Below are 13947 nucleotides of genomic sequence, written 5' to 3'. Positions count from 1 at the left end.
AAAAAAGGCGCTCTTTGAGCGCCTTTTCTCTTTGCCTCCGGCTCTGTCCCCGCCGCCTTGGCTCACTCTCAATGTAGTGCGACAATCAGGCCTGCGACGACGATCAGCGACAGGGCTACCACCGTGGTCACCAAGGAATATTTCAGATCGCTTTCCATTTTGACACCTCTTGTTTTACGTTCTATATCAATTTTTGCCCATAAAGCAAACACGCTAAATCTGTGTTAAATCATTTTTACATAAATCACTCATTAAAACACGCAGAAAATCTTATGATTACATCCTGCGCAAATCGCTAATTAGTGCTTCCCCTTTTGCGTAAGATCAGCCAGAATTTGCGGTTTACTGCCGCGTGGCGACGTTATAATTTTAAACAAGAAACGACACACGTCACCCTATTTGCGCAACCGCAGCGATGCTGTACTACCGAGATTTGCGCGGGCGTCGTTACACGCAGGCAAACGATTAACAAACCGGCGACGCACCGCGTACGCCTAGGAGTCATTTGTTTCATGGCAACGATTAAAGATGTGGCAAAACGCGCAGGCGTGTCGACCACCACGGTGTCTCACGTCATCAATAAAACTCGCTTTGTCGCCGACGAAACCAAAGCCGCCGTGTGGGAGGCCATCAAAGAGCTACACTACTCGCCCAGCGCCGTTGCCCGTAGTCTGAAGGTTAACCATACCAAGTCCATCGGCCTGTTGGCGACCTCCAGCGAGGCGCCTTACTTCGCCGAGGTCATCGAGTCGGTCGAGAACAGCTGTTACAGCCAGGGCTATACCCTGATCCTGTGCAACTCCCACAACAATCTGGAGAAGCAAAAGGCCTATTTGGCCATGTTGGCGCAGAAACGCGTCGATGGTCTGCTGGTCATGTGCTCCGAGTACCCCGAGAATCTGCTGGAGATCCTGGAGGATTACCGCCATATCCCGATGGTGGTCATGGACTGGGGTACACGGCGTAGCGACTTCACCGATGCGATCCAGGACAACGCCTTCGAGGGTGGCTATCTGGCTGGCCGCTACCTGATCGAACGCGGCCATCGCGATATTGGCGCCATCACCGGCCCGGGATCGCGCAACACCGGCGGCGGCCGTCTGCGTGGCTTCATCAAGGCGCTGCAAGAGGCTAACATTACTCCGCAACCCGAGTGGCTCGTCGAGGGTGATTTCGAGCCGGAGTCCGGTTACGCAGCGATGCAAAACATCCTGGCTCAGAAACAGCGCCCGACCGCCGTGTTCGTCGGCGGGGATATCATGGCGATGGGGGCCATCTGTGCGGCAGATGAGATGGGCTTGCGCGTGCCGCAAGATATTTCCGTCATCGGCTACGATAACGTGCGCAACGCGCGCTACTTTACCCCGGCGTTGACCACCATTCACCAGCCGAAGGAGCGTCTCGGCGCCATGGCGTTTGACATGCTGCTCGATCGCATCACCAGTAAGCGTGAAGACGCCAAGACCATCGAGGTGCATCCCAAACTGGTCGAGCGACGCTCCGTCGCCGATGGGCCGTTCATCGATTACCGTCGCTAAGCGTGTCACGGCTGGCGATCTTCCCGCTACTGGTACTGCTAGCTGGGTTATTGCCGCTGGCGGCGATGCTGCCCGCCACCCTGCTGCCGCTGCAACAGGGGGATCTCGCGAGCACCTGGCAACAACTGCTGCACTGGCCCGCGCTGGGCGGCAGTCTACTGCTCTCGCTGCTCAGTAGCCTCGGCGCCTCATTGGGGGCGCTAACGCTCGGGTTAGCGCTGGCCGGGCGGACGCTACAACAGCGGCGCCGCCATCGCCTGACGCCGGCCCTACTACTCGCCGCCCCCCATATCGCCCTGGCCACCGGCCTATTGATGCTCGTGGCTCCCACCGGCCTCGTGTGGCGCCTGTTGGCACCACTGTTCGGCTGGCAGCACCCCCCCGATTTGCCGCTGCCCAACGATCCCTATGCCCTGAGCCTGATGCTGCTGCTCCTGCTCAAGGAGACCCCCTTCTTCTATCTGCTGGTGCTGGCTCAGGCCGAACGCTGCGCGGCGGCGCAACAACTTAGTGCCGCCACCGCGCTCGGCTATCCACCGAGCCAGGGATGGTGGCGTATCGTGGTGCCGCAGTTATTGCCCGGCTTACGCCTGCCGATGTTCTGCGTGCTGGCCTTCTCGCTCTCGGCGCTGGATCTGGCCCTGTTGCTTGGCCCGCAACGTCCCTATCTGTTTGCGCAACTCTTATGGCAATGGATCAGCGACGGTGAGCAGGGCGCGCTGGCGGCGCTCGGTGCGCTGGTGTTGCTGTTACTCAACGCCCTGGCGCTGCTGATCTGGTTCGCTATCGAACGCGTCTGGATCCACTATTGCCGCCGGCCGCCGCGCCGCCATCAGCGGCAGATAAGAGGCCGAATCGCAATCTATTGGCCCATCGCCTTAGGCCTCACGGCAAGCGCCTACCTGATGTTACTGCTGATCTCCCTGGCACAGCGTTGGCCGTTTCCCTTGCGCTGGCCGCAACAGTGGCGCTATGACAGTTGGCTGTACAGCCTCAATGACTGGAGCGGCCCACTGTGGCACACCCTATGGATCGCCCTGGCGGTCAATCTGTTGGCGTTGCCCTTGGCGCTGGGCACCCTGGAGTGGTATGCCGCGCGTCGACACCAACCCGGAGCCTGGCTGCTCTTACCCCTACTGCTACCGCAGATGGGGCTGATCTTCGGCCTACAGCTCTTCGCCGCCCATTATCACTGGCTGGGTCGCTATCCAGTGGTGATCTATGGTCAATTGCTGTTCGTCACCCCCTATTATTTGTTGACGCTCTCCGGCCCCTGGCTGCGTTTCGATCAGCGCCAGATACGCGTCGCGCTGGCGCTGGGGCAGACACCCTGGCGGGCCTTCTACCGCGTCAAGCTGCCGCAACTCATGCCGGCACTCCTGCTCGCCCTCGCCTTTGGTGTGGCGGTCAGCGTCGGCCTGTATCTCCCAACCCTAGGGCTGGGCGCCGGGCGCTTGCCCACCCTGGCCACCGAAACCGTCGCCTACGCCAGTGGCATCGATCGCCGTCTGGCGGCCATCGGCGCCCTATGGCAAACGCTGCTGCCGTTACCCGCCTTCCTGTTAGCGCTCTGGCTGCCGTTGCGTGGCGTGCGAGGATCTTCCCGTCATGACTTCCCTTAAACTCGAAAACTTCTGCGTGACGTTGTCACATAAGCCACTGCTGCCCGCACTCTCCCTGACGGTAGCACCCGGAGAGATCCTCACGCTGATGGGGCCGAGCGGCTGCGGTAAATCGACGCTCTTAGCCGGGATCGCGGGCCAGCTCCCCCCGCCACTGCGTGCCGAAGGCGCACTGTGGCTGGGTCAGCGCGAACTCAGCCAAACGCCCCCTTGGCGTAGGGGGATCGGGCTGTTGTTCCAGGACGATCTGCTCTTCCCTCACCTCACGGTCGAGCAGAATCTCCGCTTCGCTCTCTCCCCGCAGGCGGCACCGGATGCCGTCGCTCAGGCGTTATGCCAAGCGGAGATGGCGGAAATGGCCGCCGTTTATCCGGCAACCCTCTCCGGCGGGCAACGGGCTCGCATCAGCGTGCTGCGCACGCTGCTCGCCGCCCCACAGGCGCTACTGCTCGATGAACCCTTCTCTCGCCTGGACACGCCATTGCGCCGGCGCTTCCGCCACTGGATCTATCAGCAGATCGCCCAGCGCGCCATCCCCGCCATCCTGGTCACACACGATGAGGCCGATGTCCCCCGCGCGGGACGGATCATCACACTGGCTGCGGCATGAGCCACTCCTGATTCATGGTGCGCGTATCGCCGAGGTAATCGAGTAACCAGTCGAGCGCCGGCGAACGACTGTGGTCTTGCCAGGTCACGCAGCACGCGCTATCGGGAAAGGATTGACTCAAACGCAAGGCGTGCAGACGCCCGGCGGCGATCAAGGGATCGGCGGCATGTGCCGGCATCAGGCCGACACATAACCCGGCCTCCAGACAGTCGATGGCGCACGGCCAATCCGGCGCCACCAGGCGCCGCTGGTTATCCAACAACCAGGTATCCCGCTTGGGAAGAGTGCGCGAGGTATCCTCGATACTCAGCGCCGGAAACGGTCGCAGACGATCGTCATCCAACTCACCGTCGAAGCCCGCCAAGGGGTGATCGGGGCTGACCACGCAGCGCCAGTGGAGAAAGCCCATGTCGCGGAAGGCGTAGCGCCCCCCGGCTGGCACCGCTCGCGTGGCGCCGATCGCCACCTCGACCCGACCGTTGATCAGCGCGTCCCATACGCCATTAAATACTTCGCTGTGGATCATCAACTCCATGTCGGGGAAGTGGCGGTAAAAATCCACCACCAATTGCTGGCAACGCTGCGGACGGACGATTCGGTCGACCGCCACATGGAATTGGCCGCGCCAACCGTTGGCGACCTGCTGGCACTGGCGCCGGGTGGCATGCATTTTTTTGATAATAGCGCGCGCCTCATCGACGAAAAACGCCCCAGCCTCCGTCAACTCCACATCGCGGTGACGCCGCTCGAACAGCGTGACCGCCAACCAATTCTCTAACTGCCGTACGGTGTAGCTCACCGCAGAGGGCACCCGGTGCAGCTCCTGTGCCGCCGCGCTAAAGCTACCGGTACGTGCCACGGCATCGACCACCTCCAGCGAATACTCCGACCACATAGCTAACCCCCTCTCACACTGCTTTCAAAATTTTTCACTCATAATGCCAAATAATAGCGTTTCACAAGCGCGATGCCAGCCAATAAACTCTCAGCCGTCACATTCTCCGCCTGCAAAATATTCATAACGAGTCAAAATAATGAGAAGTAAATCAGGTTTCATGTTCTATCTGGCCGGCCTCAGTATGCTGGGATACCTGGCCACCGATATGTATCTGCCCGCCTTCGGCGCGATGCGCCAGGATCTGGGCGCCTCCGCCGGTGCCATCAGCGCCAGTCTGAGTATCTTCCTGGCCGGTTTTGCCTTTGCACAACTGCTGTGGGGACCGCTCTCCGATCGCATCGGACGCAAGCCGGTGCTGGTGTTGGGCCTGAGCATGTTTGCGTTGGCCTGTCTGGGCATGCTGTGGATCGAGAACACCAGCCAGCTGCTGGTACTGCGTTTCGTGCAGGCGGTCGGCGTCTGTTCCGCCGCCGTCACCTGGCAGGCCTTGGTTATCGACCGCTACAGCAAAGGGGTTGCCAACCGCGTCTTCGCCACGGTGATGCCGCTGGTCGCCCTGTCACCGGCATTAGCCCCGCTGCTCGGCGCTTGGTTACTCAACCACTTCGAGTGGCAGGCGATCTTCGCCATGCTGTTCCTGATCACCCTGCTGCTGCTGATCCCCACACTGCGGCTGAAAGAGCATCGAGCCGCCGCCGCGAATACCCGCGCGCCGAACATCGGCTTCCTGCATCTGATGCGCTCCAATATTTTTAGCGGCAACGTGCTGATCTACGCCGCCTGCTCCGCCGGTTTCTTCGCCTGGCTGACCGGCTCGCCCTTTATCCTCGGCGAGATGGGCTATAGCCCGAACGATATCGGCCTGAGCTATGTGCCGCAAACTATCGCCTTCCTGTTGGGTGGCTACGGTTGTCGCGCCCTGCTGAGCCGCATCGGTGGATCCCTGCTGTTGCCTTGGTTGTTGGTGATCTATTCACTGAGCATGCTGGCGATGCTGGTGATGGCGCTCAGCTATCAACCCGGCCTGCTGGCGTTGCTGGTCCCGTTCTGCATCATGGCGATGATGAACGGTGCCATCTACCCCATCGTGGTGGCCAGTGCCCTGACCCCCTTCCCGCATAACAGCGGCAAGGCGGCAGCCTTGCAGAACACCCTACAACTGGGGGTCTGCTTCCTGGCCAGCCTGCTGGTTTCGGCGCTGATCCACCTGCCACTGTTGGCGACCACCGCCATCATGGCCGCGACGATCCCGCTGGTAGTCCTGGGTTACTGGCTCAAGAGTGACAGCGTCACGACCATGCTCGAGAAACGCCGCGAACAGCAACGCGGCCAGCACGCCCTCACTCGCCATTAATCGCCCCGCCCACCTTCTGCGGTGAAAAAGACGGCACTTGAGCCGCTTTTCACCGCAGCCTATACTGGATGAGATATGACCTGGTTCATATTTCTTCCCTCCAGGTCGTTATCATTTGCGTGTTCTGTGGATGGCATCACATTAGCCTGAGCCCTATCGGGCCGTCAGAGACGCTTTTTCACCCTGATTCATGGTGTTGATTGGGCAGACGCCCCATCCGTTGGCATAGTTTTCGTAGCGGTCGCGACGTGCGCCTCGGCACGCCGTTCGTCAGATTTGGCTAGGGAGCAACGATGAGTTCATCATGTGTAGAAGAGGTCAGCGAACAGAATGATAGCTGGCAACGCATCGCCAGCGAGATGTTAGGACGGGCCGGTATCACACTCAACGGTGATCAACCCTATGATATCCAGGTTATCCATCCCGGCTTTTACCGCCGGGTACTGCAACAGGGATCGCTGGGCCTGGGTGAAAGCTATATGGATGGCTGGTGGCGATGCGAGCGATTAGATATCTTCTTTCATCAGGTATTACGCGCCGGCCTGGAGCGCCAACTGCCGCATCACTGGCGCGACACCCTACGCGTCGCCAGCGCTCGCCTGACCAATCTCCAGTCCCGCCGCCGCGCCTGGATGGTCGGACGCGAACACTACGATCTGGGCAACGATCTCTTCAGCCTGATGCTCGACCCCTATATGCAATACTCCTGCGCCTACTGGAAACAGGCCGAGACCCTGGAACAGGCGCAACAAGATAAGCTGCGCTTGATCTGTGAGAAACTCCAATTGCGTCCCGGCATGACCTTACTGGACATCGGCTGTGGCTGGGGGGGATTGGCGGCCTACGCCGCCCGCCACTATGGGGTTCGGGTCGATGGGGTAACCATCTCGGCCGAACAGCAGAAGCTGGCAGTCGAACGCTGCCACGGGTTGGATGTGCGCATCCTGTTGCAAGACTACCGCGATCTGAACGCGCGCTACGATCGGATCGTCTCCGTCGGCATGTTCGAACACGTTGGTCCAAAGAACTACGCCACCTATTTCGCCGTCGCTCGGCGCAATCTTAAGGATGATGGGCTCTTTCTGCTGCATACCATCGGCGCGAACCACACCACGCCGGATGTCGATCCCTGGATCAATAAGTATATTTTCCCCAACGGATGCCTCCCCTCGCAGCGCCATATCGCCCAGGCCAGCGAACCGTACTTCGTGATGGAGGATTGGCATAACATCGGTGCCGACTACGACCGCACCCTGATGGCTTGGCAACAACGCTTCCTCGCCGCCTGGCCGACGCTACAAGAACGCTACTCCGAACGCTTCTTCCGTATGTTCAACTACTATCTGTGCGCCTGCGCCGGTGCGTTCCGTGCCCGCGATATCCAACTCTGGCAGGTTCTGTTCTCCCCGCAAGGGATCGCCGGGGGGATACGGGTCGCGCGCTAAAGGGCATCAGGGGCCAGACGGGCGGCACACCCAGGATGGGCCGCCCGCTCTCCTGCGTTTAGCGAGTCACCCGATGCAGAGCGCGGCGTTGACGATGCAACCAGATCAGCTTATAGGCCGCCGGGATAATAAACAGCGATAGCAGCGGCGCGGTGATCATCCCACCGATCATCGGCGCAGCGATACGGCTCATCACCTCCGAGCCGGCGCCGCTTCCCCACAGGATCGGCAGCAGACCGGCGATGATCACCGCCACGGTCATCGCCTTGGGGCGTACCCGCAGCACCGCACCATGATACAACGCCTCATCCAACGCCGCCGGGGTAAAACGTTCACGCTGGCATAACGCCGGATCTTGCTCGATAGCCTGGCGTAAATACATCAACATCACCACGCCAAACTCGGCGGCCACACCGGCCAGAGCGATGAAGCCGGTGCCGGTGGCGACCGACAGATGAAAGCCCTGCCAGTAGAGGAACCAGATGCCCCCTACCAGGGCGAAGGGCAGGCTCATCAGGATCAGCAGTGCCTCTTCGACCCGCCGGAAAGCCAGATAGAGCAGGATGAAGATGATCACCAGCGTCATCGGCACCATCAGCATCAGCTTGCGATTGGCATGCTCCAGCAGCTCGAATTGGCCGGAGAAGCTGACGCTGGTGCCCGGTGCCAGGGTGACCTGCTGCCGGATCGCCGTCTTCAGATCCTCAACCACCGACACCATATCGCGGCCACGCGCATCAATGTAGATCCAGCTGGCCGGACGCGCATTCTCGGTCTTCAGCATCGAAGGCCCAGAGGCCACGCGCACCTCCGCCACGTCGCCCAGGGTGATCTGTTGCTGTAACGGCGTCAGGATCGGTAATTGGCGTAGCGCCTCGGGCGACTCTCGCCAGGCCTGAGGGTAACGTAGCGTGATGGGATAACGCGCCACCCCCTCGACGGTCTCTCCGACCATCGCCCCGCCGATGGCGGAGGAAACGAACAACTGCACATCGGCGACCGTCATGCCGTAACGCGCCGCCTTCTGGCGCTGGATCTGAATGTCGAGGTAACGCCCCCCTTCCAAGCGCTCCGCCAGCGCCGAGACCACGCCGGGCACCCCCTTCGCCACCGCCTCGATACGCTGGGCCGTGACGTCGATGTCGCCCAGCACGGTACCCGATACCTTGATGCCGATCGGACTCTTGATCCCGGTCGAGAGCATGTCGATGCGGTTGCGGATCGGCGGAACCCACAGGTTCGCCAACCCCGGCAGACGTACCGTGGCGTCGAGTTCGGCGATGATCTTGTCCATCGTCATCCCTGGACGCCACTGATCCTGCGGTTTCAACTGAATGGTGGTCTCGATCATCTCCAACGGCGCCGAGTCAGTCGCCGTCTCCGCCTTGCCGCTCTTACCAAAGACACTGGCCACCTCCGGCACCTGCTTGATCAGTTTGTCCGTGGTCTGCAACAGTTGCGCCGCCAAGGCGGGCGAGATCCCCGGTAGCGTCGAGGGCATATACAACAGATCGCCCTCGTTGATGGTCGGCAGAAACTCGCCGCCGATACGCTGCAACGGCCAGATCACCGTCACGATGGACAACGCCGCCACCAGCAGGGTGAGTCGCGGCCAACGCAGCACGGCGAGCAACAGCGGATGATAGATCCTGATCAGAAAGCGATTCAGTGGGTTACGACTCTCTGGTGGGATGTTGCCTCGGATCCAGAACCCCATCAGGATGGGGATCACGACGATAGCCAACGCCGCCGCCCCGGCCATGGCGTAGGTCTTGGTGAACGCTAACGGGCCGAACAGCCGCCCCTCCTGCCCCTCGAGGGTAAAGATGGGGATAAATGAGAGCGTGATGATCAGCAGGCTGATGAACAAGGCCGGTCCCACCTCGACCGCCGCATCCGTGATCACCCGCCAGCGTGTCGCGTTGTCGATAGGGCTGTCGGGATGACGATGCGCCCACTCCTCCAGGCGTTTATGGGCGTTCTCGATCATCACGATCGCCGCATCGACCATCGCCCCGACCGCGATGGCGATGCCGCCCAATGACATGATGTTGGCGTTAATCCCCTGATAGCGCATGATGATAAAGGCGATGCACAGCCCCAGCGGCAAGGAGACGATGGCCACCAGCGCCGAACGCACATGCCAGAGGAACAGGGCGCAGACCAGCGCCACCACGATAAACTCCTCCAGCAGTTTGAGGCTCAGGTTGTCGATCGCCCGATCGATCAGCTGGCTGCGGTCATAGGTCGTCACCACCTCCACGCCGGGTGGTAGGCTGCTTTGTAGCGTGGCGAGCTTCGCCTTCACCGCGCTGATCACCTGGCGCGCGTTCTCGCCCGAACGCAGGATCACCACGCCCCCGGCCACCTCACCCTCGCCATCCAGCTCGGCGCTCCCCCGACGCATCTCCGGCCCAATCTGGACGCGAGCGACATCGTGCAGGGTGATCGGCACGCCCTGCTGGTCGCTCTTCAGAACGATGTGGTTAAAGTCGTCGAGGGTGCGCAGATAGCCGTTGGCGCGTACCATATACTCCGCCTCGCCCAGCTCCAGCGACGCGCCGCCCGCCTCCTGATTGGATGCCCCGACGGCCTGCTTCACCGCCGCCAGGCTGATGCCATACTGTGTCAGCTTCAACGGGTCGACCTGGATCTGATACTGTTTCACCACCCCGCCGACCGAGGCCACCTCCGAGACGTTAGGAATAGTCTTCAACTCATACTTTAGAAACCAATCCTGGAGTGAGCGTAGCTCGGCCAGATCGTGCCGTCCGCTCCTATCCAGCAGCGCATACTCGAAAATCCAACCGACGCCGGTGGCATCGGGTCCGATCTCCGCGCTCACCCCCGCCGGGAGCTTACCCTGTACCTGATTCAAATACTCCAGCACCCGCGAACGCGCCCAATAGAGGTCGGTGCCATCGGCGAAGATGACATAGACATAGGAGGTGCCGAACTGGGAGAAACCGCGCACCGTCTTGGCCCCCGGCACCGACAACATGGTGGTGGTCAGCGGATAGGTCACCTGATCCTCCACCAACTGTGGTGCCTGCCCGGGGTAGCTGGTCTTGATAATCACTTGCACATCGGAGAGGTCGGGTAACGCATCCACCGGCGTGTTGGCGATGGTCCACGCGCCCCAGAGGCTAAGGAACAGCACTCCCATCATCACCAGGAAACGGTTGGCCACCGAGCGGCGAATGATCCATTCAATCATGACCCACTCCTCCCTGCTCGTGAGACGCCGTAGACGAACCCGTACGGGCAGATGACGATGGCGCCTCCCCCTCATTCGCCTGGCGCATACGCGCCAACGCGCCGCTGATGCTGGCCTCCGAGTCGATCAGGAACAGGCCATTGGTCACCACCGACTCGCTCTCCGTCAACCCGGCGGCGATGGCTGCCTGCTGCTGCGCCTCTTGCGCCACCGTGACGCGCTTCGGCAGGAAGCGCCCCTCCGGCGTCACGGTGATCACATGCTGCTCGGCGCCGTTATCGACGATCGCCTGGGCGGGGATCAATAACATCGGCGGGCTCTGCGTCTCGAGGCGTAGCGTGGCGTTCATCCCGGGTCTCAGCCGACCGTCGGGATTCGCCAGCGAGAGACGGATCTGTAGGGTGCGTGTCGTCGCATCGGCGCGGGGCAGCGTGCGCCAGTCGAGTAGCGAAAAGCGCTGCTGAGGATAGGCGGGCACCGTCAGCTCGAAGCGGCTGTCCGCATTCAACTGCGCCGCCATCGTCTCAGGCAGTGCGGCAGTGACCCAGACCGGATCGATGCCCTGGATCTGGGCGACCACCTTATCCTTGGAGAAGTTCATTCCGGCGCGCAGATCGAAGGCGGTGATCACCCCGTCGATCGGTGCACGCAGGGTGAAACGGGTCTGGATGCGACGCGTGGTACGCAGACGCTGGATGTCTGCCTCCGGCATCCCGCTTAGACGCAGGCGCTCCAGTACCCCCTGGCGCTGCGCTTCTTGGCTCGCACCCTGAGTGAGGAGTAGATATTCGCTCTGTGCCTCAACCCAGGCGGGAATAGTCATGTCGACCAGTGGCGTGCCCCGCGTGATCCGATCGCCGTTGGTCAACGGATAGACCTTTTCGACAAAGCCCTCCGCGCGCGCCTGCACGATCACATATTGGTATTCGTTAAAGCCGATGGTCGCGGGCAAGGTGATGCTGTCGCGTAATCGCCCTTGGCGTACCGTGACCGTCTTTAAGCCCAGGTTCTGTTGTTGGGCGGGATCGATGCGTATCCCTGCCGCCTGATCCTGTTCCGCCCCCTCATCGGCGTATTTCGGCACCAGATCCATGTCCATAAAGGGGGATGGACCCGGCTGGTCGAATTTGACATCGGGTTTCATCGGATCATACCAAAACAGGACGCGGCGTTCGGCGGGAGCCGAGGCCGTCGAGGCTGACGGCGTCAGATAAGCATACAGGCCGACGCTGATCAGCCCTCCCAGAATTAAGCCACAGGCAAGCGCTGTGGCATATTTTATGTGTAGAGCGGGCATGACAATCCCCATTCGCTAGCCGGTCATTCACGACGGACGTAGAGTCGAGCAGCCGGTGATGGCTTAAGAAATAACCGGCATAAATTTCATCGGAGAGATCACCCGATCAGAGGGGGTGAATCGTGACCAGCCGGGCGGTCGTGCCTTGCTGAACGAACGAGAACGTCACCTGATCGCCCGGTTTTATCCCCGCCACTTGGCTCGCCTCGCTGAAGGTAAAGCGCATCGTCATCGCTGGCCACGCTAGCTCGGGGATCGCCGGGTGGCTGAGGGTGATCTTCTTCGCCGCCAGATCGATCGCTTTCACCTCTCCACGCGTCGTGATCTGTGGGGCTTGCGCCTGATCACTGGCCGCCGGCTGAGCGTGTTGATGAGCACGCTCCGCCGCCAGCGCCGGGACGCTACCCGCCATGATGAATAGCGTGCATAACGCCAGGTTGATTGCCGTTTTCATAAGGTTCACTCCATTGGATTAAGGGCAGGCGTTATGCCTGCCAGCCACCGCCTAACGCGGCGAAAAGGGTTATTTCATTCGCTTGTTGTGCATAGCGCAGATCGAGCAGCGTCTGTCGCGTCGTAAATAACGCGCGCTCGGCATCCAACACCTCGAGATAACTCAGCGCGCCATGCGCATATAAGCCACGGGCGCGCTGCAAGGTGGCCTGGAGGGCGTCGAGGTAACGTTGTTGCGCCATGAGTTGATCGGCGAGGCTATCGCGTGTCGAGAGAGCATCATCCACCTCCTTAAACGCTGCCTGGATCTTGTTTTCATAGTTCACGATGGATTGTTGCTGACGTAATTCGGCGAGTTGCAGATTGGCGCGATTGCGCCCGCCATTAAAGATCGGCAGGGTTACCTTGGGCACGAAGCTCCACATCCCCCCGGCGGCACTAAATAGCCCGGCTAAATCAGAGCCACTGCTGTTCACACCACCACTCAGCGAGATCGAGGGAAAGAAGGCGGCGCGCGCCGCGCCGATATTGGCATCCGCCGCTTGCAGCAGATGCTCCGCCTCCATAATGTCGGGGCGTTGCAACAGGATCGTCGACGGCAGCGGCACCGGCAGCGCCAGCGGCTCAACGCCACGCGCTAAGCCCCCCTGATCGCCGGGCAGATCGCCATACATACCGACCAGGCGTTGGATGGCATGGTTGGCCTGTGCCAGCTCCCCCTCGCGCCGTGCCAGCGTCGCCTGAGTACTCTCGATCTGTCCGCGAGCCTGCTCCAACGCCAGCAGGTTGTTACTGCCCGCCCGTACCTGTTGTTCGATCAGGGAGTAGGACTGACGATAGTTTTGCAACGTCTCTTCGGCGATACGCAACTGAGCATAAGCCAATTGCTGAGTAAAATAGGCCTGGGCGACGTTGGCGACCACCAGGATCTGCACCGCGCGTTGCGCCTGCTGGCTCGCGAGAAAATTCTGCCGCTCCTGCTCGCTCATCGACTGCAACCGACCGAACAGATCCAGCTCAAATCCCAACGCCCCGCCCAGTTGATACTCCCGGCTACTCGCGCCCCCCGCAAACGGATCTCGGTAGTTGGCCTGCGCGCTGGCATCGAGTTGGGGATAACGCTCCGCCTGCTGCAACGCCAGTTGCGTACGCGCCAGACGCACATTGAGCACCGCCTGGCGCAGGTCACGATTGTTGCGCAATGCCTGCTCGATCAGCCGCTGAACCTGCGTCTCGTGAAAGAATTGGCGCCAGCCGTGATCCTGGTAGTGCGATGGCGCCTCGACACTGGCCGCCTGCGACGAGGAGAACCGTGCCGCTACCGGGGATGGCGGGCGCTGATACTCTGGCGCGAGGGAGACGCACCCCGTCAGGGCCAATACCATACTGACGCCTAATTGCTTTATCTTAACCATAACGCTGATAGCCCAAACACGTCGATGAAGGGGCCCCATCAGGCCGCCAAAGGATGTGGGCAACCTTAACAAACCCATACGCTTTGTCCGGTGACGGG

11 protein-coding genes are annotated in these 13947 nt (G+C 61.0%); 5 read left to right on the top strand and 6 right to left on the bottom strand.

Going from position 1 to position 13947, the window contains the following annotated elements; translation table 11 throughout:
* Positions 1-68 precede the first annotated feature (68 nt).
* Positions 69-158, bottom strand: coding sequence for a YnhF family membrane protein (locus tag ACEQFP_RS04155; protein WP_097364649.1), 90 nt, complete (start codon positions 156-158; stop codon positions 69-71).
* A 354-nt stretch (positions 159-512) separates the two neighbouring features.
* Here ACEQFP_RS04155 and purR point away from each other — a divergent pair, with 354 nt between their 5' ends.
* From purR to ACEQFP_RS04140, 3 genes are read left to right on the top strand one after another with little or no spacing between them, the layout of a single operon-like run.
* Positions 513-1538: an HTH-type transcriptional repressor PurR gene (gene purR, locus ACEQFP_RS04150; protein WP_005286181.1), complete on the top strand. Its 1026-nt coding sequence runs from the start codon at positions 513-515 to the stop codon at positions 1536-1538.
* 2 nt (positions 1539-1540) lie between these two features.
* Positions 1541-3160, top strand: coding sequence for an ABC transporter permease (locus ACEQFP_RS04145; protein ID WP_396463914.1), 1620 nt, complete (start codon positions 1541-1543; stop codon positions 3158-3160).
* Positions 3147-3770 carry an ATP-binding cassette domain-containing protein gene (locus ACEQFP_RS04140; protein ID WP_068871656.1) on the top strand — a complete coding sequence of 208 codons (624 nt, stop codon included), beginning with the start codon at positions 3147-3149 and terminating at the stop codon, positions 3768-3770. Before ACEQFP_RS04145 ends, ACEQFP_RS04140 begins: the two co-directional genes overlap by 14 nt.
* Here ACEQFP_RS04140 and punR read toward each other — a convergent pair.
* On the bottom strand, positions 3751-4665 hold the full coding sequence (gene punR / locus ACEQFP_RS04135) for a DNA-binding transcriptional activator PunR (RefSeq protein ID WP_035598702.1): 915 nt from the start codon (positions 4663-4665) through the stop codon (positions 3751-3753). The genes ACEQFP_RS04140 and punR overlap by 20 nt on opposite strands.
* Before the next feature lie 139 nt (positions 4666-4804).
* Between punR and punC the strand changes: the two genes are divergently transcribed.
* Entirely contained in the window at positions 4805-6022 is a 1218-nt protein-coding gene (gene punC / locus ACEQFP_RS04130; protein ID WP_005294279.1) for a purine nucleoside transporter PunC, read from the top strand.
* A 293-nt stretch (positions 6023-6315) separates the two neighbouring features.
* Complete coding sequence (gene cfa, locus ACEQFP_RS04125; protein WP_005286194.1) at positions 6316-7467, top strand: cyclopropane fatty acyl phospholipid synthase; 1152 nt, start codon at positions 6316-6318, stop codon at positions 7465-7467.
* Between the two features lie 58 nt (positions 7468-7525).
* On the opposite strand, the gene ACEQFP_RS04120 is transcribed toward cfa, so the two are convergent.
* From ACEQFP_RS04120 to ACEQFP_RS04105, 4 genes are all read right to left on the bottom strand, one after another.
* A complete protein-coding gene (locus ACEQFP_RS04120; RefSeq protein WP_370547499.1) occupies positions 7526-10684 on the bottom strand; it encodes a CusA/CzcA family heavy metal efflux RND transporter in 3159 nt (1052 codons plus the stop codon).
* The gene (locus ACEQFP_RS04115) at positions 10677-11981 is read right to left on the bottom strand and encodes an efflux RND transporter periplasmic adaptor subunit (protein WP_370547498.1); all 1305 of its coding nucleotides are present in this window, start codon (positions 11979-11981) and stop codon (positions 10677-10679) included. Before ACEQFP_RS04115 ends, ACEQFP_RS04120 begins: the two co-directional genes overlap by 8 nt.
* Before the next feature lie 106 nt (positions 11982-12087).
* Entirely contained in the window at positions 12088-12435 is a 348-nt protein-coding gene (locus ACEQFP_RS04110) for a copper-binding protein (RefSeq protein ID WP_005286201.1), read from the bottom strand.
* Positions 12436-12466: 31 nt separating this feature from the next.
* Entirely contained in the window at positions 12467-13849 is a 1383-nt protein-coding gene (locus ACEQFP_RS04105; protein ID WP_047059870.1) for a Cu(I)/Ag(I) efflux RND transporter outer membrane protein, read from the bottom strand.
* Positions 13850-13947 lie beyond the last annotated feature (98 nt).

It is taken from the genome of Edwardsiella sp. A.80236, assembly GCF_044540725.1.
Taxonomy (GTDB): Bacteria; Pseudomonadota; Gammaproteobacteria; order Enterobacterales; family Enterobacteriaceae; genus Edwardsiella; species Edwardsiella tarda.
Note: the sequence above shows the minus strand (reverse complement) of the source record. Positions and strands in the feature narration are given on the sequence as shown.